Origin of the sequence: Cellulomonas xiejunii (genome assembly GCF_024508315.1) — a bacterium.
GTDB classification, from domain to species: domain Bacteria; phylum Actinomycetota; class Actinomycetes; order Actinomycetales; family Cellulomonadaceae; genus Cellulomonas; species Cellulomonas xiejunii.
On sequence record NZ_CP101987.1, the window covers coordinates 1910678 to 1929646 of the forward strand.

17 protein-coding genes are annotated in these 18969 nt (G+C 75.0%); 7 read left to right on the plus strand and 10 right to left on the minus strand.

Annotation, left to right across the window (positions count from 1 at the left end):
- Nucleotides 1-14: 14 nt before the first annotated feature.
- On the minus strand, nt 15-512 hold the full coding sequence (locus tag NP048_RS08745; protein WP_227578609.1) for a DUF1269 domain-containing protein: 498 nt from the start codon (nt 510-512) through the stop codon (nt 15-17).
- A gap of 239 nt (nt 513-751) precedes the next feature.
- On the opposite strand from NP048_RS08745, the gene NP048_RS08750 reads away from it, so the two are divergent.
- The 4 genes from NP048_RS08750 to NP048_RS08765 are packed head-to-tail and all read left to right on the plus strand — an operon-like array spanning nt 752 to nt 5753.
- A complete protein-coding gene (locus tag NP048_RS08750; RefSeq protein ID WP_227578610.1) occupies nt 752-2335 on the plus strand; it encodes an ABC transporter substrate-binding protein in 1584 nt (527 codons plus the stop codon).
- Entirely contained in the window at nt 2317-3345 is a 1029-nt protein-coding gene (locus NP048_RS08755) for an ABC transporter permease (RefSeq protein WP_227578611.1), read from the plus strand. Before NP048_RS08750 ends, NP048_RS08755 begins: the two co-directional genes overlap by 19 nt.
- Nucleotides 3335-4231: an ABC transporter permease gene (locus NP048_RS08760; protein ID WP_227578612.1), complete on the plus strand. Its 897-nt coding sequence runs from the start codon at nt 3335-3337 to the stop codon at nt 4229-4231. Before NP048_RS08755 ends, NP048_RS08760 begins: the two co-directional genes overlap by 11 nt.
- A complete protein-coding gene (locus NP048_RS08765) occupies nt 4221-5753 on the plus strand; it encodes an ABC transporter ATP-binding protein (protein WP_227578613.1) in 1533 nt (510 codons plus the stop codon). The genes NP048_RS08760 and NP048_RS08765 overlap by 11 nt, the downstream gene beginning before the upstream one ends.
- 28 nt (nt 5754-5781) lie before the next feature.
- Here NP048_RS08765 and treZ read toward each other — a convergent pair whose 3' ends face one another.
- The 4 genes from treZ to NP048_RS08785 form a co-directional block, all read right to left on the minus strand.
- A complete protein-coding gene (gene treZ, locus NP048_RS08770; protein WP_227578614.1) occupies nt 5782-7578 on the minus strand; it encodes a malto-oligosyltrehalose trehalohydrolase in 1797 nt (598 codons plus the stop codon).
- A 1-nt stretch (nt 7579) separates the two neighbouring features.
- Nucleotides 7580-10099 carry a malto-oligosyltrehalose synthase gene (gene treY / locus NP048_RS08775; protein WP_227578615.1) on the minus strand — a complete coding sequence of 840 codons (2520 nt, stop codon included), beginning with the start codon at nt 10097-10099 and terminating at the stop codon, nt 7580-7582.
- Nucleotides 10096-12291, minus strand: a complete 2196-nt coding sequence (glgX, locus tag NP048_RS08780) for a glycogen debranching protein GlgX (protein WP_227578616.1) — start codon at nt 12289-12291, stop codon at nt 10096-10098. Before glgX ends, treY begins: the two co-directional genes overlap by 4 nt.
- An 84-nt stretch (nt 12292-12375) precedes the next feature.
- Nucleotides 12376-13167, minus strand: a complete 792-nt coding sequence (locus NP048_RS08785; protein ID WP_227578617.1) for a transglutaminase-like domain-containing protein — start codon at nt 13165-13167, stop codon at nt 12376-12378.
- 175 nt (nt 13168-13342) lie between these two features.
- Between NP048_RS08785 and NP048_RS08790 the strand changes: the two genes are divergently transcribed.
- From NP048_RS08790 to NP048_RS08800, 3 genes are all read left to right on the plus strand, one after another.
- Nucleotides 13343-14518, plus strand: coding sequence for a glycosyltransferase (locus NP048_RS08790; RefSeq protein WP_227578618.1), 1176 nt, complete (start codon nt 13343-13345; stop codon nt 14516-14518).
- A gap of 71 nt (nt 14519-14589) precedes the next feature.
- On the plus strand, nt 14590-15129 hold the full coding sequence (locus NP048_RS08795; RefSeq protein ID WP_227578619.1) for a hypothetical protein: 540 nt from the start codon (nt 14590-14592) through the stop codon (nt 15127-15129).
- A gap of 66 nt (nt 15130-15195) precedes the next feature.
- Complete coding sequence (locus NP048_RS08800; protein WP_227578620.1) at nt 15196-15465, plus strand: DUF6457 domain-containing protein; 270 nt, start codon at nt 15196-15198, stop codon at nt 15463-15465.
- On the opposite strand, the gene NP048_RS08805 is transcribed toward NP048_RS08800, so the two are convergent.
- The 5 genes from NP048_RS08805 to NP048_RS08825 are packed head-to-tail and all read right to left on the minus strand — an operon-like array spanning nt 15437 to nt 18910.
- Nucleotides 15437-16108 carry an NTP transferase domain-containing protein gene (locus tag NP048_RS08805; RefSeq protein WP_227578621.1) on the minus strand — a complete coding sequence of 224 codons (672 nt, stop codon included), beginning with the start codon at nt 16106-16108 and terminating at the stop codon, nt 15437-15439. The genes NP048_RS08800 and NP048_RS08805 overlap by 29 nt on opposite strands.
- Nucleotides 16109-16129: 21 nt before the next feature.
- A complete protein-coding gene (locus NP048_RS08810) occupies nt 16130-16849 on the minus strand; it encodes an ATP-binding cassette domain-containing protein (protein WP_227578622.1) in 720 nt (239 codons plus the stop codon).
- Complete coding sequence (locus tag NP048_RS08815) at nt 16846-17715, minus strand: ABC transporter permease (RefSeq protein ID WP_308054117.1); 870 nt, start codon at nt 17713-17715, stop codon at nt 16846-16848. Before NP048_RS08815 ends, NP048_RS08810 begins: the two co-directional genes overlap by 4 nt.
- Nucleotides 17712-18515, minus strand: a complete 804-nt coding sequence (gene modA, locus NP048_RS08820) for a molybdate ABC transporter substrate-binding protein (RefSeq protein ID WP_227578623.1) — start codon at nt 18513-18515, stop codon at nt 17712-17714. Before modA ends, NP048_RS08815 begins: the two co-directional genes overlap by 4 nt.
- The gene (locus NP048_RS08825) at nt 18512-18910 is read right to left on the minus strand and encodes a TOBE domain-containing protein (protein WP_227578624.1); all 399 of its coding nucleotides are present in this window, start codon (nt 18908-18910) and stop codon (nt 18512-18514) included. The genes modA and NP048_RS08825 overlap by 4 nt, the downstream gene beginning before the upstream one ends.
- Nucleotides 18911-18969: the final 59 nt, after the last annotated feature.

Here is an 18969-nt window from a genome sequence, read left to right on the forward strand (position 1 = left end):
CCCACGGCCACGTGTCAGACGTTCTCCTGGAACGCCTCCCGCAGCTTCTGCTCGTCCGCGTGCGACAGGTTCGTCTGGATCAGCTCGCCCTGGATGCCACGCTCCCGCAGCTCCGCGATCACGCGCTCGGGCACGTTGCTCGACGCGAGCAGGAACAGGGCCGACGTACCCGGCGTCACCTGGCTGCGCACCGAGCGGATGAAGTCGTCGTCGATCCCGACGTCCGTCAACGCGCCCCCGATGGCCCCGGCCGCGGCGCCGACGACCACGCCGACCAGCGGCATGAAGAACAGCAGCCCGAACAGCAGCCCCCAGAACGTGCCGCCCAGGGCGCCGATGCCCGCGAGGTTGTGGGCCTGCCGGGTCTTCGGCTTCTTCTTGTCCGGCTGCCACGACACGGTCGCGGCGTCCTCGAGAGAGATCAGCTCCTGCTTCTGCAGCTCGACCAACGCGTCCTCGGCCTGCTGCGCCCCCTCGGGGGTGTCGAACTTCCACACGCTGAGAGTGGCCACCGTCGTCTCCTCGTCCGTGGCGGTCGACCGCGGGCACGTCACCCGGCAGCCCGCCACCCCTCCAGGTTCGGCGTCGGGCCGCCTCGCGCGCCTCACCCGTGACGGGTGATCCCGGCGGCGACCTGCCGGGACGGGGGGCGCGTGCGCCGGCGGGCGGTCAAGACTCGAGGACGGGACGGCGACGGGGGCGGGACGTGGGCAGCAGTCGACAGGTGGGCGAATCCGGGCGGGCACGCGTCATGGGACGGGTCGTCGCGGTCGCGGCGGTGCTCGGGCTGGCCGCGTGCGCGGCGCCCGGCGAGCCTGCGCCGGACGACCCGGCGGTGACGCTGCGGCTCGCGGAGACGTCGGAGTACCCCAGCCTCAACCCGCTGGACGCGATGTTCGGGATCACCGGCAAGATCTACGACGGGCTGTACGCGGTGGCCGCCGACGGGACGGTGGCGCCGGACCTGGCGGTCGGCGACCCGGAGCCCGACGCGAGCCTGACGACGTGGACCGTGCGCCTGCAGGACGACGTCGTGTTCAGTGACGGCTCGACCCTCGACGCGCAGGACGTGGCGGCGACCTACACGACCGTCGTCGACCCCCGCTACGCGTCGCCGCTCGCGTCCTCGTTCCCGTTCCTCGTCGACGTGACGGCGGTCGACCCCACGACGGTGGAGTTCCGCCTCTCGGAGCCGTACGCGGCGTTCCCCAGCACCCTGACCGTGGGCGTGGCCCCGGCGGAGGCGCTCACGGGCACCGTGCTCGACTCGCCGCTGAACCGCGAGCCGGTGGGGTCCGGGCCGTACGTGCTCGAGCAGTGGCAGGCCGGGGAGTCGCTGACGCTGGCCGCGTCGCCGACGTACCGTGGCGAGGCCCCGGCGGTCGAGCGCGTCGTCGTCGGGTTCGTGCTGGACGAGAACGTCCGCACGCAGCGACTGCGCAGCGGGGACTTCGACGGGGCGCAGCTCTCGCCGCGCGCCGCGCAGGCGCTCGAGGGCGTCGACGGGCTCACCGTGGTCGCGCACCCGTCAGCCGACTACCGGGCGGTCACGCTGCCGCAGAGCGTGCCGGCGCTCGCGGACCCCGCGGTGCGCCGCGCGCTCAACCTGGCGGTGGACAGGGAGGCGATGGTCGAGGGGATCCTGCGCGGCTACGGGGCGCCCGCCGCGACGCCGTTCACCGTCGCCCAGGGCGACGCGTTCGACCCCGACGTGCAGTACGAGCACGACACCGCGCAGGCCGCCGCTCTGCTCGCCGAGGCGGGCTGGGCGCCGGGCGCGGGCGGCGTGCGGGAGAAGGACGGCGCACGCCTGTCCTTCCCGCTCATGTACTTCGCGGAGGACGCCCTGCGGCGGGACCTGGCGCTCGCGGTCGCCTCCGACCTCGCCGAGGTCGGCGTCCAGGTGGACGTCGAGGCGGTCGACTCCGCCGGAGCCGCGGCGGGCATGGGCAGCAAGGCGTTCGTGCTCGGCGGCGGGGACCAGCCCTACGACCCCGACACGCAGGTGTACACCGCGCTGCACTCGTCGTACGCGGCGTACGACCCGGACGACGCGTACTCCAACCCGTCGCAGTACGTGCAGCCGGAGGTCGACCGCCTGCTGGACGCGGCACGCCGCAGCACCGATCCCGACGAGCGCGCGGGGATGTACCGCGACGTCCAGCAGGTGCTCGCCGACGACCCGCCGATGATCACCCTCGTGGTGCTCGAGCACACGTACGCCGCCCGTGGTCTCGACGGCTTCGACGGTGTGCAGGAGGTCGTCGAGCCGCACGAGCACGGTGTGGCGTGGGGACCCTGGTGGAACGTGGAGACGTGGCAGGTCGCCTCGTGACGTCGACGCGGACCGCCACGACGGGCGGACGTCGCCGGGTGCACGAGGTCCGGCGCCTCGTCGTGCGGCGCGCGACGTGGGCCGTCCCGCTGGTCCTGGGCGTCAGCGCACTGGTGTTCCTGCTGGCGTCGCGCACGCCGAGCGACAGCACCACGGGCTTCCTCGGCGCCCGCACGCAGTTCGTCGACGCGCGGACGCGCGAGGCCGTCGCGCGCATGCTCGACCAGGGCGCGTGGTGGGAGGCGTGGGCGTCGTGGTGGCGCGGTGCGGCGGGCGGCGACTGGGGGACGTCCACGGTCCTGCGCGGGTCGGTGTCCGACGCGATCGCCGGCCGCGTGCCGTGGACGCTGCTCGTCATGACGGTGGGCCTGGTGCTCGCGTTCATGATCGCCGTGCCGCTCGCGCTTGCCGCGGCGGCGCGGGGGACGGGCGCCGCGGCGAGGCTGTTGACGGCGTGCGCGTGGGTGCTGTCGGCCGCGCCGGCGTACATCGTGGGCCTGGGCCTGCTGCTGGTGTTCTCCGTGGCGCTCGGCTGGTTCCCCGCGGGAGGGCTGGGGCCGCCGGGGGAGACGGTCGGCCCGGCCACCGTCGCGCGGCACGCCGCCCTGCCGTGCCTGGCGGTCGCGCTGTCGCAGGTGCCGTGGATCGCGCTGCACCTGCACGCCGGGCTGGTCGGCGCGCGGGCATCGGACGCGGTGCTGTCCGCGAGGATGCGGGGCCTGCCGCCGCGGACCGTGACGCGCGGCCACGTCCTGCCGGTCGCTGTCGTCCCGCTGCTCGCGCTGATGGGGGCGCGCCTGCCCGAGCTCGTGGTCGGTGCGGTGCTCGTCGAGACGGTGTTCTCGTGGCCGGGGCTCGGGCAGGCGCTGGTCGACGCGGCGGTCGGTCGCGACCTCGCGCTCCTCGCCGGCACGACCGTGTGTCTCACGGTCATGGTCCTCGCGGGGAACCTGCTGGCCGACGCCGCCCTCGTGGCGGCCGACCCCCGGGTGGTGGCCGATGAGCTCTGACCAGCGGGTGGGCGCCGACGTCGTGCGGTGGACGACCCCCGGTGACGTGCACGGCGAGGCTCACACCGGGGCCCGCGCGCGACGCGCGCGGGGGGCGCTGATCGTGGGTGGACTGGTCGTGCTGTACGCCGTGCTCGTGCCCGTCGTCGCCTCCGCGACCGGCTGGTGGGGCGGGGCCGGGGGGAGGGCGGTCGACTACGTCACCGGGTCCACGGCGCCGTCGACCGCGCACCCCTTCGGCACCGACGTGGCGGGCCGGGACATGTTCGTGCGGTGCGCCCGCGCACTGCAGGTCTCGCTGCTCGCCGCGCTCGTCGGCTCCGCCGCCTCGGCGTTCGTCGGCACGCTGCTCGGGGCGACGAGCGCGGTGCTCGGGGGCCGGGCCGACCGCCTGCTCATGCGCGGCGTCGACGCGTTCGCGGCCGTGCCGCACCTGCTGCTCGGGATCCTCGTCGCGACGGTCTACCGCGGCAGCCTGTGGACCGTCGTGCTGGTGGTCGCCGTCACCCACTGGACCGCGACCACCCGCCTGGTCCGCGGCGAGGTGCTGTCGCTGCGGGAGCGCGGGTGGGTCCGGGCGGCAGTCTCGCAGGGCGGCTCGCGCGCCCGCGTCCTACGCCACCACGTGCTCCCGCACGTCGGCGCACAGGTGGCGGTGGCCACCGCGCTGCTCGTGCCGCACGCCGTGTGGCACGAGACGACCCTGACGTTCCTAGGGCTGGGCCTGCCGCCTCACCAGGCGTCGCTGGGCTCGCTCATCGACCTCGCGCAGCAGTCCGTGACGACGGGCGCCTGGTGGACGCTGGTCGCGCCCGTCGGGCTGCTGGTGGTCGCGACCGTCTGCCTGGGGCTCGCGATGCAGCGGGGGACCGGTCGTGCCGGCTGAGCGCGCCGCCCGGCTGCGGGTGCGGGGCCTGCACGTCGCGCTCGGCCCGGACCACGTGCTCCGGGGCGTGGACCTCGACCTGGACCCCGGCGACCTGCACGTCGTGCTCGGGCCGTCCGGTGCGGGCAAGTCCATGCTGCTGCGGGCGCTCACCGGGACGCTGCCGCGCGGCAGCCGCGTCGCGGGCGACGTCCGGGTGCTGGGCGCCGGCGGGTCCGTCGACGTGCTGCGCGCGGACCGGGCGGCGCTGCACCGGGTCCACGGCCGCGTGATCGGCGTCGTGCCGCAGGCCGCGGCTACGTCGTTCACGCCCGTGCGCACCCTGCGCGCGCAGCTCGCCGAGGTGGTGCAGGCCCTCGGCCCGCCGCGGGCCCGGTTGCTGCCGGGGCACCCGCACCTCGCGCCCGTGACGCCCGACGCGCACCTCGCGGACCTCGTCGCGACGGCCGGCCTCGACCCCGCGCTCCTCGACCGGTACCCGCACGAGCTCTCCGGGGGTCAGGTGCGACGCGCCGCGGTGGCGGCCGCGCTGGTCGGGCACCCGCCGGTCGTGCTGGCCGACGAGCCGTCGAGCGGGCTCGACGAGGACGCCGCCGCGGTGCTCGCGCAGATGCTGCGCGCGTACGCGCACGCCGGCCACGCGGCGCTGCTCGTGACGCACGACGTGGAGATCGCCCAGGCGTTCGGTGACACCCTCGACGTGCTCGTGCACGGCGAGGTCGTCGAGCACGGGTCGGCGCGCCGCGTCCTGGGGAGCCCGCAGGCGCCCCTGACCCGGGAGCTCGTCACGGCGCGCCGGCCGGGCGGGCTGCCGTCGCCGGCGGTGTCACCCGAGACGCCCCCTGTGCTGCGGCTGCGCGACGTCCGCGCCGGGTACGGCACGCACGTCGTCCTCGACGGGGTCGACCTCGACGTCCGCCCCGGCGAGGTCGTGGGCGTCGCCGGCAGGTCCGGCGCGGGCAAGTCCACCCTGGCCGCGGTCGCGGCGCTCATCCACCGCCCTGACGCGGGCCGCGTCGAGGTGGACGGGGTCGCCGTGCGGGGCGCCGGGTGGCGCGTGCCCGCCGTGGTGCGGCGCCGTGTCGGCTGGGTGCAGCAGGAGCCCCGTCAGGCCATGGACCCGCGCCTGACGCTGCGGCGCTCCCTCACGCTGCCGCAGCAGGCCGCGGGGCGTGACGACCTCGAGCCCGTCGAGGAGCTGGCCCGTGCCGTCGGGCTCGACCTCGCGCTGCTCGACCGTAGGCCGTCGCACGTCTCCGGCGGCGAGCTGCAGCGCGCGGCGATCGCTCGGGCCCTCGCGTTGCGCCCCGCGCTGCTGGTGTGCGACGAGATCACCGCGATGCTGGACGCGGTGTCGGCCGCCCGCCTCGGCGCGCTCGTCGCGCGGCTGGCGGTCGCCCGGGGCATCGGCGTGCTGCTCGTGTCCCACGACCGGACACTGCTGCGCGCGTCCGCGCACCGTGTCGTGCACGTCGACGGCGGCCGTCTCGTGCCCGCGCGGGACGAGGCCGTAGCCCGCTGACGCGCCTCGACGGCGCGCGCCGGCGACCTCAGGCGAGGACGACGACCGAGCGCGGCGGCAGCTCGAGCACGAGCGGGGAGTCCGGTGACGCAGGCGGCTGGAGGACCCCGCCGCCGAAGTCCGCCACGACCTCGAGCGGTCGCGCGGTGGGTACCTGGACGGCCGTCGGGACGTGCGCGAGGTTCGTCACGACACGCGCGCCGCCCCGGTGGAGCACGAGCACGCCCTGCCACGGCCCGTCCTGGGCATCCTCGCGCGGGTGGACGTCCAACGACGTCCGCATCCTGTCGCCCGACCCCAGGTCCGGCACCGCGCGACGCAGCGCGACCAGCACCCGGTACCACTCCAGCAGCCGGGCGTGCTCGGGGCGGGTGGGCTCGTTCCAGTCCAGGACGCTCGCCGCGAACGTCGCGGGATCCTGCGGGTCCGGCACCTCGACGTCGCCGCCGTACAGGTCCGCCCAGCCGTGACCGCTGAACTCACGCAGACGGCCCTCACGCACCGCGGCGGCCAGCTCCGGTTCCGGGTGGTCGGTGAAGAACTGCCAGGGTGTCGTCGCGCCCCACTCCTCGCCCATGAACAGCAGGGGCGTGAACGGCGACAGGAGCACGAGCGCGGCCTGCGCGGCCAGCGCCCCCGTGTCGAGGCGGGACGAGGGCCGGTCGCCGAGCGCACGGTTGCCGACCTGGTCGTGGTTGGCGTCGAAGACCACGAACCGGTGGCCGTCGATGTCGTCGGGCACCGGCGTGCCCCACGGCTCGCCGCGGAACGTCGACAGGCAGCCGTCGTGCACGAAGACCCGGGTCAGCGCGGTGCGCAGCACCTCGGGCGACCCGAAGTCGACGTAGTAGCCGTGCCGCTCACCCGTCACGAGGGCGTGGATGGCGTGGTGCACGTCGTCGGCCCACTGGCCCGTCATGCCCCAGCCGCCGTCCTGCGTGGAGCCCAGGGTCACGACGTCGTTGAGGTCCGACTCGGCCACCAGGCCGAGGGGACGGCCCAGCTCCTCGGCGAGCTCGGCGACCTCGTCGGAGAGCTGCGCGAGCACGTGCCGCTGCGAGTCGTCGTGCAGCGCGTGGACGGCGTCGAGGCGGAAGGCGTCGACGTGGAAGTCGCGCGCCCACCGCAGCACCGAGTCGCAGATCCACCGGCGCACGTGCTCCGAGCCGGGGCCGTCGAGGTTGATCGCGGGGCCCCAGGGGGTGCTGTGGGCGTCGGTGAAGTACGGCCCGAGCTCGTGCAGGTAGTTGCCGGACGGGCCGAGGTGGTTGTGGACGACGTCGAGGCACACGGCCAGGCCCAGGCCGTGCGCGGCGTCGACGAAGGCCTGCAGCGCGGCCGGCCCGCCGTACGGGTCGTGCACGGCGTACGGTGCGACGCCGTCGTACCCCCAGCCGTGCCTCCCGTTGAACGCGGCGACCGGCAGCAGCTCGACGACGTCGACACCGAGCGCCACGAGGTGCTCGAGGCGCTCGACGGCGGACGTGAGCGTGCCGCCGGGCGTGAACGTGCCGACGTGCAGCTCGTAGATCACCGCACCGCGCACGTCGACGCCGCTCCACCCGCCGTCCGTCCACGGGAAGCGGTCGACGTCGAACACGCGCGCCGGGCCGTGGACGCCCGCGGGCAGCCACGCGGCCCGCGGGTCGGGGCGGGGGTCGCCGCCGTCGAGCGAGAACGCGTAGTCGGTGCCGTGGGGGAGCGCCACGTCCGACGCCCACCACCCGTCGGAGGCCGCCTGCAGCGGCGTGCGTCCACCCGCGGCGGGCAGCAGGAGGTCGACGTGGCCGGCGTACGGTGCCCAGAGGCGCGGAGTCAGAGCCATCTCATGCTCCTTCGCGGACCAGCAGCGCGAGCGGCAGCCGATCGAGCACGTCGGCGACGCGCTGGACCCCTCCCGCCACGACCCGGTCCGTCAGGACGTCGTGCCACCTGCCCTCGGGGAGCGCGACCGTGTGGTCGGCCCACCCGCCGAGTCGCTCCACCGCCGCTGCGAGCCGGGTCGCGACCACGGCGACCCGCGGCTGCCCGCCGACGGTGCGTGCGTACGTCAGGGCGTGACCCGAGGAGTGGGGGAGCGGCAGGAAGCCCGCCTCCGGTCCCACGAACGCCTCGGCGACGTCGCGCCGCACCCGCAGGGCGCGCGACGTGACGAGCATCTTCTCGTCGGCCAGCCCGCGGGGCCCGGCACCCTCGTCGAGGCGGGCCAGCCGTGCCGCGAGCTCGTCGGCGTCGACGGGCCGACGGTTGTCGGGGTCCACGAGGGTGGGGTTCGGCACCTCGGTGCCCTGGTACACGTCGGCCACACCCGGCAGCGTCAGCTGCACGAGCTTCTGACCCAGCGTCGCGGCGCGCACCGCCTCGCGTGCGCGCACGTCCCAGTCGCCCAGCAGGCCCTGCACGGCGGGGTCCGTGCGAGCCTGCCGCGCGGTCGACAGGACGGCCTGCTCGTACGCGTCGTCGGGCGCGGTCCAGGAGGTGTGCGATTTCGCCTCGCGCACGGCCTTGAGGAGGTACTCGACGAGCCGGTCCTCCTCGAGCGGGCCGTCGTCCGTCCACGTGCCGGCGAGCGTCTGCCACAGCAGGTACTCGGTGCGGCCGTCGAGCAGCGCCCCCCGGTACGACGCCGACGCGCGGCGCAGCTCCTCGACGAGCGTGGACCACTCGTGCGGCAGCTCCGAGAGCACGCCGAGCCGCGCACGCGTGTCCTCGCCGCGCTTCGTGTCGTGCGTCGACAGGGTCGTCATCCCCAACGGTGCCGACGCCTGGGCCCGCGCGGCCCACGCGGCCAGGTCGGTGGGGGTCGTCGCGAACCGCGCAGGCTCGCCGCCGACCTCGCACAGCGCCACGAGGTGCGTCCAGCGGTAGAAGGCCGTGTCCTCGACCCCCTTGGCCATGACGGCGCCACAGGTCTGCTGGAAGCGCACCACGAGCTCGTCGCGCCGGGGGTCGCGTGTCCGGCCGGCGGACCCGGCCTCGCGCCCCAGCAGGAGGTCGACGAGCACGTCCATGGTCTCGTCGCGCTCGCTGCCGAGCCGCCGGCGGGCCCGCCGCGCCGCCGCGGTGATGACGGCGACCGAGGTCGGGGGCGCCGGCTCGCCGGGCACGACGTACGCGCGGTAGCGGTCGAACGCGACGAGCAGCTCGACGAGGCAGTCCTCGAGCGCGCGCCACGTGTGGTCGCGCAGCCGGAGGTCCTCGTGGCAGATCTCCGCCGCGAGGTTCGTCAGCCGGTGCACCTCGGCGTACAGCGGTCCGTCGACCACCTCGCGCTTGGCGTCCTCCTCGACGGCGTCGAACGCGTCGGACACGTCACCGGTGAGCCGGTGCATGACCGAGCCGAGGACGCCCGCGCCGCCCGGGTCGACGAACGTCTGCTGCACGCGCCACAGGGCCTCGTAGCCGGTGGTCCCGGCGGTCGCCCAGTCGTCGGGGAGCTCCTCGGTGCCGGCGAGGATCTTCTCGACGACGACCCAGGCCCCGTCCGTCGCGTCGCGCAGCCGCGCGAGGTAGCCGGCGGGGTCGGCCAGGCCGTCGGGGTGGTCGATCCGCAGCCCGTCGACCACGCCGTCGCGCAGCAGCCGCAGGACCAGCGCGTGCGTGGCGTCGAACACCTCGGGATCCTCGACGCGCACGGCCACGAGCGTCCCGACGTCGAAGAACCGGCGGTAGTTCAGCTCCTCGTCGGCGACCTTCCAGTACGCGAGGCGGTAGTGCTGCCGCTCGACGAGCTCCGCGAGGGGGAGGTGCTCGGTGCCGGGCCGCACGGGGAAGACGTGGTCGTGGTAGCGCAGCACCGTGCGGTTCCCGAGGCCGGGCACGTCGAGCTCCTCGACCTGCAGCTCGTCGCGTGCGAGCACCGCGCCGATGCGGTCACCGAGCACCGGCATGAGGAGCGCGCCGTCGCCCGCGGACCAGTCGACGTCGAACCAGGCCGCGAACGGCGAGTCCGAGCCGTCCGCGAGCACGGACCACAGCGCGCGGTTGTGCCACACCGGCGTCGGGACCGCCATGTGGTTGGGGACGATGTCGAGCACGAGCCCGAGCCCCGCGTCGTGCGCCACCTCCGCGAGCCGCCGCAGGCCATCCTCGCCCCCGAGCACGGGGGAGACCTGGTCGTGGTCGACCACGTCGTACCCGTGCGTCGATCCGGGCGCGGCCGCGAGCACCGGCGACAGGTACACGTGCGTGACCCCGAGGCGCGCGTAGTAGGGCACGCGGGCCGCGACGTCGTCGAACGTCAGGTCGGCGCCGAGCTGCACGCGGTACGTCGACACCGGGGCACGGTGCGGTGCCCGCACCGACCGGCGGCCGGGGACCGAGCGCTCGGGCGTGGCCTCGCTCATGCCCCGCCCTCCCGCGCGGACCGGCTCGCCTGGCGCGAGGCCGTGGCCGCCGACCCGCTGCCGGACGCCGACGGCGCGTCGTGCTCGGGCGGACGGGTGAGCAGCACCATCGACCGCGGGGCGAGGGTCACGCGGCCGCGCGCGCGGATCTCGCGGCCCGGGCGCACCTGCGCGTCGGTGTCGAGCACCGCGGTCCACACGGCGCCGTACTCCGTGCCGGGGAGCTGGAACTGCTTCTTCTCCCAGTGCCCGTTGAACAGCAGCAGGAACGAGTCGTCGACGACCTCCTGCCCGAGAAGGTCCGGCTCGTCGATCGCGTCGCCGTTGAGGAAGACCATGACGGCGAACGCGTGCTCCGAGCTCCAGGCCTCGTCGGACATGTGGCCGCCCGTCGGGCTCATCCAGGCGATGTCCCGCAGGTCGGACTCGCCGCCGTGCTCGGCGGCGCCCGCGAAGAACCGGCGCCGCCGGAAGACGGGGTGGTCCCGCCGGAGGTGGACCACGCGGCGCGTGAACTCGAGCAGCGACTGCCGCTCGTCGTCGAGGTGCCAGTCGACCCACGTGATGTCGTTGTCCTGGCAGTAGCCGTTGTTGTTGCCGCCTTGCGTGCGACCCAGCTCGTCGCCGTGCGCGATCATCGGCACGCCCTGCGACATCAGCAGCGTCGCGAGGAAGTTGCGCTGCTGGCGCGCGCGCAGGGCCAGGACCTGCGCGTCGTCCGTGGCGCCCTCGACGCCGCAGTTCCAGGACCGGTTGTGGCTCTCGCCGTCCCGGTTGTCCTCGCCGTTCGCCTCGTTGTGCTTGTCGTTGTACGACACCAGGTCGCGCAGCGTGAACCCGTCGTGCGCGGTGACGAAGTTGATGCTGGCGATCGGGCGGCGGCCCGTGTGCTCGTACAGGTCGGACGAGCCCGTCAGTCGGCTCGCGAACTCGCCGAGGGTGGAGGGCTCGCCGCGCCAGAAGTCGCGCACGGTGTCGCGGTACTTGCCGTTCCACTCGGTCCACAGCGGGGGGAAGCCGCCGACCTGGTAGCCGCCCTCGCCGAGGTCCCACGGCTCGGCGATCAGCTTGACCTGCGAGATGACGGGGTCCTGGTGCACGAGGTCGAAGAACGCCGACAGGCGGTCCACCTCGTGGAACTGCCGCGCAAGGGTCGCAGCGAGGTCGAAGCGGAACCCGTCGACGTGCATCTCCGTCACCCAGTACCGCAGCGAGTCCATGATGAGCTGGAGCACAGCGGGCGAGCGCATCAGCAGCGAGTTGCCCGTGCCGGTGGTGTCGAAGTAGTGCGACTGGTCGTCGTCGACCAGGCGGTAGTAGCTCGCGTTGTCGATGCCCCGGAAGCTGAGCGTCGGGCCCATGTGGTTGCCCTCGGCCGTGTGGTTGTAGACCACGTCGAGGATGACCTCGATGTTCGCGGCGTGCAGCGCCTTGACCATCGACTTGAACTCCTGGACCTGCAGGCCCCGGCCGGCCGCCGACGCGAAGCCGTTGTGCGGCGCGAAGAAGCCGATCGTGTTGTACCCCCAGTAGTTCGACAGCCCCTTCTCCTGCAGCGAGGGGTCGTTGACGAACTGGTGGACGGGCATGAGCTCGACCGCGGTGATCCCCAGACCCGACAGGTGCTCGACGACCGCGGGGTGGCCCAGCCCCGCGTACGTGCCGCGCATCTCCTCCGGCACGGCCGGGTGCAGGCGGGTCAGGCCCTTGACGTGCGCCTCGTAGATCACCGACTCGTGGTACTCGTGCTCCGGCGGTCGGTCGTGGCCCCAGTCGAAGAACGGGTTGATGACGACCGAGGTCATGGTGTGGCCGCCGGAGTCCGCCTCGTTGCGGGTCTGCGGGTCGCCGAACGTGTAGGAGTACAGCGACGGGTCGCCGTCGACCTGCCCGTCGATCGCCTTGGCGTACGGGTCGAGCAGAAGCTTCGAGGGGTCGCAGCGGTGTCCGGCCGCCGGGTCGTACGGCCCGTGGACGCGGTAGCCGTACCGCTGACCGGGCGCGATGGACGGCAGGTAGCCGTGCCAGACGAAGGCGTCGACCTCGGGCAGGTCGACGCGGGTCTCGGTGCCGTCGTCGGCGATGAGGCACAGCTCGACGCGTTCGGCCACGCCGGAGAACAGCGCGAAGTTGGTTCCCGTGCCGTCGTAGGTGGCGCCGAGGGGGTAGGGGCGTCCGGGCCAGATGTGCATGGGCCCAGCGTGCCAGGCGGGTGTGAGGTCGGCTCTTCGAGCAGGTGTGGTCGGCGTCACGTCCGCTGCGCGTGCCGGCGAGGGTCAGCCGAGGGACACCAGCTCGCGCACGTCGTCGTCGGGGAGGGTGTCGACGACGGCGCTCACGACGACCTCCCGGAGCGTCGCGGTCCCGCGGTGCACCGACAGGAAGGCGGTGTCGGACGCGTCGCGCCCCGTCGCGATCCGCACGAGGGTCGAGCGCGGCGCGAGCGTCGTCGCGTCGACGACCCGCCACCGGCCCTCGACGTACGCCTCGGCCACCGCGTGGAAGTCCATGGGGTTCAGCCCGGGTGCGTACACGGCGACGACGCGCGCCGGGACGTCGAGCGCGCGCAGGAGGGCGACGACGAGGTGCGCGAAGTCGCGGCACACGCCCCGGCGGGCGAGCAGCGTGCGGACGGCGCCGTCCGTCGGCAGGCTGGCGCCCGGGACGTACGCGACGCGGGTCCCGACCCAGGAGCTCACCGCCGCGAGCAGGTCGACGCCCGTCAGGCCCTGGAACTCCGAGCGTGCCGTGGGGGCGAGCTCGTCGGACTCGCAGTAGCGGCTCGGGCGCAGGTACACCAGCTCGTCGGAGGGGCCGCCCAGGTCCTGCTCGGCACGGCCGGTGACGGTCGCGCGGTAGTCCACCGTGAGCGGGCCGGGATCCACGTCGAGCACGTGCAGGCGGGTCCCGTGCGGGTCGACCACCTCGCGTGGCGTGACGGCGCGGCCGGCGGACGTCACGGTGAGCTGCTCCGTCGGGTCGTGCACGAGGGCGACGGCCACCTCGAGGACCAGGCGCGCGGGGGACGTGACGTCGAGGGTCAGGTGGGCGGTCATATCGCGCTTCACGTGCGACATGGTGACAGAGCGGGCGATCTCCCGCGCGCGGACGGATGTCACGGTCCTCGAACGCCCGAAGCGTTTAGGACCGGTCGTCCCTTCGGCCCGCACGGCGTCGTCCGTTACCGTGGCAGCACCCTCGCCAGAGTCGGCAGGGATCGGCGGAGAGCGAAGCGAGGCCCCCATGACCGCAACGCCCGAGCGGAACGACGCGCGCGTCACCGTCATCGTGCCGACGTTCAACGAGGCCCCGAACGTCGCCGAGCTGGTCCGCCGGGTCGGTGAGGCCACGCGCGGCCTGGGCGTCGAGCTGCTGTTCGTCGACGACTCGTCCGACGACACCGCGGACGTGGTGCGGGCCGTCGCCCCCACGGCCGAGCTCCCGGTGCGGGTGATCCACCGTGACGAGCCGGAAGGTGGCCTCGGTGGCGCCGTGCTCGAGGGCGTGCGCGCGTCGACGACCCCGTACTTCCTCGTCATGGACGGCGACCTGCAGCACCCGCCCGAGCTGATCCCCAGTCTCGTCAAGCGGGTCCAGGAGCCCGACGTCGACGTCGTCGTCGCGTCGCGCTACACGGGCGACGGGTCCAGCGCTGGGCTGTCGGGCGTCGTGCGGCACGCGGTGTCGTCCGCGTCGACGGCCGTGACGCGCGCGATGTTCCCCGTGCGGCTGCGGGACTGCTCGGACCCCATGACCGGCTTCTTCGCCGTGCGCAAGGCCGCGGTGGACCTCGAGACGCTGCGTCCGCGGGGGTTCAAGATCCTCCTCGAGATCCTCGCGCGGCACCCGATGCGGGTCGTCGAGGTGCCGTTCGTGTTCGGCTCCCGGTTCGCCGGGGAGTCCAAGGCGAACCTCGCGCAGGGCGTGCACTTCATGTGGCAGCTCGCGGGTCTGCGGTTCGGGCGCATGTCCCGCTTCGCGATCATCGGCGGGATGGGCGCCGTCGCGAACGTGGCGATCGTGGCGCTGCTCACCTGGCTCGGCGCCCCGTGGCTGCTCGCTGCCCTCGTCGCCGCGGAGCTCACCATCGTCGGCAACTTCCTGCTGCAGGAGCGCTTCGTGTTCCGCGACCTGCGGCACGAGGGCAAGGGCGTGTGGGCGCGGTTCGGGCAGTCGTTCACTTTCAACAACGTCGAGACGCTCATCCGGATGCCCGTCATGGCGCTGCTGGTCGAGACCATGCACGTCGCGGCGGTGCTCGCGACGGCCATCACCATCGCGATCGCCTTCGTGGTGCGCTTCACGTTCCACTCCCGCGTCGTGTACCGGCCGCGGGAGTCGAGCCGGCGTGAGCTGCTGGTCGAGCGCGAGGCGGAGCAGGCAGGCCCGCCGCCCGCGCCGCGGACCGAGAGCGTCTGAACCACCCGTCCCGGCGTGCGCCCGGGGTCGCGGCACCGCAGGATCAGGGTGACGCCGACCGGAGGGACGCCATGACGGACCACACCGACGAGCCCCTCGACCTGGCGCTCGTCCGGACCTACATCAACGACCACATCACCGGCGCCAGCGCCGTGTCGGCACGCGTCGAGCGCATGAGCGGCAACCCGGACGCGGGCGAGGACGCGCCGGTGCTCGCGCAGCTGGCCCGCGAGCTGCGCCAGGAGCGTGACGTCCACGAGGCGACCGCGCGCGACCTGGGGTTCACGCTGTCGCGGTGGAAGCACGCGGGCGCGGCCGTCGCGGAGCGTGTCGCGCGCCTCAAGCCGAACGGGCGGATCCGCAGCCGCTCGCCCCTCTCGCTGGTCCTGGAGCTCGAGATCCTGCGGTCGGGGCTCGAGGGCAAGCGGCTGGGCTGGATGACGCTGCGCGAGCACGCCGACGCCCTCGGGCTGGACGCAGCACGCCTGGACCGCCTGGTCGAGCGCTCGCGTGCGCAGGCCGAGCTGGTCGAGGGGATGCACGCCCGGCACCGGGCGCAGGCGTTCGGTGCGACCGGTGCGGACCAGGCCGGGAGCGCCCCGGCGCGGTGAGATCCTGCGACGTGTCACCCGGCGGGTGGACCACGGCGGCCTAGGCTGCACCGAGGAGGTGTGGCGATGGACGCACTGCAGGACTGGACGCGGAGCGTGGCCCCGGCACTCGGGGTCGACGTGGGTCTGGTGGCCGCGACGCAGGACCAGGTGCTCGACATGGTGCGGGACGTCGCGCACGGCGTCGTGCGGCCGGCAGCACCACTGACGGCCTACGTCGTGGGGCTCGCGGCCGGGCGTGCCGGTGCGCAGGGCGGTGACGTGGCAGCAGCGGTGGCCGAGGCTCTCGCCCAGGTCGACGCGCTGCTCAGCGACCGGGGGGCGGCTGCGGGCTGAGCGGCCCCGCAGGACGCCCGCTGCGCGGGGAGCCCGACCCGTCGGCGTCCCGCGGTGTCCCGAGCCGTGCTGCCGCCCGCCGCGCCGTGGCCAGGTCGTCCGGGTCGTCGACGTCGAGCACCGTGCGTGCCGCCACGTGGACGAGCCGCGTCCGCAGGCCGGCGGCGAGGTCGCGCGCGGGCCGGCCGTGCGGGTCGGCCAGCCGGTCCGCGAGGGCCGCGATCCGGTAGGCGGCGAGCAGCGGCTGGGGGTGCTCGTCAGGCCCCGTCGCCAGTGCGGCGTCCACGTCGGGCTCCTCGGCCAGCGCCGCGGTGAGCGCGGCGACGGCTGCGCCGGCGAACGGCTGGTCACCGGCCAGCACCACCACCACCGCCGTGCCCGGGTGGGCCGCCAGTCCGGCGGCGACCCCGGCGGCCACCCCCGCGAACGGCCCGCCGCCCGGCGGGTCCTCGCGCGCCCACAGCACCGCTCGCCCGACGTCCCGCGGCTCACCGACGACGACCACGGGCAGCGGCCCCACGTCGTCCAGCAGGCGCCGCAGCACGGGCAGCCCGCCGACGTCGAGCGCGGTCTTGTCGACGCCACCGAGCCGGCGGGCGGTGCCGCCGGTCAGCACGACCACGAGGGCGGGTGCGGACGTCACGACCGCCACGCTAGGCGGTGCTCAGGAGATCGCCGCGGCGACCCGCGCGACGTACGGCGTGCCGGGCGCGGCGGCGAGCGCGGCCGGCGTGCCCCGCTGGACCTCGCGACCCTCCTCGAGCACGAGGACCTCGTCGGCCAGGTCCAGCGCGTCGCGCAGGTCGTGGGTGACGACGAGCGCCGGGACGCCGGTCCCGACCGCACGCCGCACGACGTCACGCACGCGCTCGCGGGTCCCGGCGTCCAGGGCGCCGAAGGGCTCGTCGAGCAGCAGCGCCCGCGGGTTCGCCGCCAGGGCCCGGGCGACCGCGACGCGCTGCGCCTGCCCGCCGGAGAGCTGGTCGGCACGCGTGCGGGCGTGTGCAGCCAGCCCGACGTCCGCCAGCAGCGCGTCGGCGACCGCACGCGCCCGGTGCGCCCGTACGCCCTGCGCGCGCGGCCCGAACGCGACGTTCTCGCGGGCGGACAGGCGACCGAACAGCAGGCCGTCCTGCAGGACCACCCCGAGACGGCGGTCCCGCGGTGGCACGTGGCGGCCGTCGGACGCGTCGTCCAGGACGGCGTCCCCCAGGCGCACGTGCCCGGTGGTGACCGGGACCAGGCCGGCGACCGCCTCCAGCAGCGTGGACTTGCCGCTGCCGTTCGGCCCCATGACCGCGAGCACCGACCCGGCCGGGACGCGGAACGCCACGTCCAGCCCGAAGGGGCCGCGCGCGACCCGCACGTCGACCTCGAGCGTCATCGTGCCCCCGTCCGCGAGGCCCGGGCGAGCGGCAGCCCGCCGACCCACCGTCCGCGCATCGCGACGAGCACCGCGACCGAGAGCACGAGCAGCAGCACGGACATCGCCACCGCCTGCTCGGGTGCGGTGTCCATCGCCAGGTACACGGCCAGCGGCATCGTGCGTGTGGTGCCGGGGAAGCTGCCGGCGAACGTCACGGTGGCGCCGAACTCCCCGAGCGCGCGCGTGAAGCACAGCGCCGCGCCCGCGGCCACGCCCGGTCCGACGGCCGGCAGGGTCACACGCCGCAGCACGTACGCGGGGGAGGCGCCCAGCGTCTGCGCGGCCAGCGCGCGGCGTCGGTCGGCCCCGCGCAGGGCGCCCTCGACGGCCAGGACGAGGAACGGCAGCGACACGAACACCTGGGCGAGGACGACGGCGACCGACGTGAACGGCACCGTGACCCCGAACCACGCCTCGAGCGTCCCGCCGAGCGGGCCGCGCCGCCCCAGGAGCAGCAGCAGCGCGACGCCCCCCACGACGGGTGGCAGCACGAGCGGCACCGTGACCAGACAGCGCAGCAGCCACCCGCCCCGCAGGTCGTCGTGCGCGAGCACCCAGGCGAGCGGGACACCGAGCACGAGCGCCACGAGCGTGGCGGTGCCCGCCGTGACGAGCGAGAGCCGCAGCGCCTGCAGCACGGCGGGGTCGGCCACGAGCGTCGTCATGTCGTGCCACGGCGTCGCGAGCAGCAGCGCGACCAGCGGCAGCACGAGCACCGCCACGCCCAGGCCCGCGAGCCCGACGAGCACGCGACTGGCCCAGCCCGACGCGAGCGCGCTCGCCCCCGTGGTCGGGCGCGTCGTCGGGGCGTCCCGTGTGGTCACGGGACCTCGAACCCGGCCTCGGTGAGCGTGCGGCGTCCCTCCGGGCCGCGCAGCAGCGCGAGGAAGGCCGTGGCGGCCTCGGCGTGCGGGGCGTCGGGCAGCACGAGCGCCGGGTACGCGGTCGTCACCTGCGCGTCCGGTGGCAGCTCGAGGCCGTCCACCGCGCTGCCGGCGGCGACCACGTCCGTGCGGTAGACCAGGCCGACGTCGGCCTCGTCGAGCGTCAGGCGCGTGAGCACGGCCCGCACGTCCTGCTCGAGGGTGTCCGGCGACGGCGTGATGCCGGCCCGGGCGAGGGCCTGCGCGCCGAGGGCGCCGCACGGCACCTCGGGCGCGCACAGCGCGACCGTCAGGGCGGGGTCGGCGACGTCCGCGAGCGACGTGACGTGACCGGGGTTGCCGGCCGGCACCGCGAGCTGCAGCCGGTTGCGGGCGACGACGACGGCGTCTCCGCCGGTGACCTCGGTGACGCCCGCCATGGTCTGCGGGCTCGCCGTGACGAGCACGTCGGCGGGGGCGCCCGCGACCACCTGGCGTGCCAGCGTCGCGCTCCCGGCGAAGCTCGTCCGGACCGTCAACCCGGGGTGCTCGGCCTCGAGGTCGTCGGCGAGGGTCGTCAGCACGTCCGTCAACGAGGCCGCTGCGAGCACGACCAGGGTGCCGTCGAGCGTGCCCGAGGCGGCAGGTGGACGCCGCTCGGCCGGGACCGCGGCGGGCGCCGACGCGGCACAGCCCACGAGCCCGAGCGTGACGACCGCGAGCAGGACGACCGCGGGTCGCCGGGCCGAGGGCAGGGTCATGGCTGCTCCACGTGCTCGACCGCGACGTTGGTCGCCTTGACCGACGCGACCGCCACGACACCGGGCTCCAGGCCCAGGTCGTCGGCGGCCTCGCGGCTGATGAGCGAGACGACCCGGAAGGGCCCGGCCTGGATCTCCACCTGGGCCATCACGGTGTCGCGCACGACGCGGGTGACGATGCCGCGCAGCCGGTTACGGGTCGAGCGCTGGTGCCCGCCGGGTGCGGGCTCGGCCCCGAGCTCCTGCGCGAGGCGGGCGAGCGCACGGCCGTCGACGGCGTGGTGCCCGGCGGCGTCGCGCACCGCGGCGAGCCGCCCGGAGTCGATCCAGCGCCGCACGGTGTCGTCGCTGACGCCCAGGAGTGTCGCGGCTTCGGTGGCGCGGTAGGTCGGCACCCGCCCCAGCCTAGGGGAGCGACCGCATCTGCGGGCGTTTTGCCCCCGACGAGCCGCAT

Coding starts and splice junctions, on each gene's coding strand:
- NP048_RS08800 (WP_227578620.1), top strand. CDS start 15,196: ATGGACGCACTGCAGGACTGGACGCGGAGCGTGGCCCCGGCACTCGGG.
- NP048_RS08795 (WP_227578619.1), top strand. CDS start 14,590: ATGACGGACCACACCGACGAGCCCCTCGACCTGGCGCTCGTCCGGACC.
- treZ (WP_227578614.1), bottom strand. CDS start 7,578: ATGGCTCTGACTCCGCGCCTCTGGGCACCGTACGCCGGCCACGTCGAC.
- modA (WP_227578623.1), bottom strand. CDS start 18,515: ATGACCCTGCCCTCGGCCCGGCGACCCGCGGTCGTCCTGCTCGCGGTC.
- glgX (WP_227578616.1), bottom strand. CDS start 12,291: ATGCACATCTGGCCCGGACGCCCCTACCCCCTCGGCGCCACCTACGAC.
- treY (WP_227578615.1), bottom strand. CDS start 10,099: ATGAGCGAGGCCACGCCCGAGCGCTCGGTCCCCGGCCGCCGGTCGGTG.
- NP048_RS08750 (WP_227578610.1), top strand. CDS start 752: ATGGGACGGGTCGTCGCGGTCGCGGCGGTGCTCGGGCTGGCCGCGTGC.
- NP048_RS08760 (WP_227578612.1), top strand. CDS start 3,335: ATGAGCTCTGACCAGCGGGTGGGCGCCGACGTCGTGCGGTGGACGACC.
- NP048_RS08790 (WP_227578618.1), top strand. CDS start 13,343: ATGACCGCAACGCCCGAGCGGAACGACGCGCGCGTCACCGTCATCGTG.
- NP048_RS08810 (WP_227578622.1), bottom strand. CDS start 16,849: ATGACGCTCGAGGTCGACGTGCGGGTCGCGCGCGGCCCCTTCGGGCTG.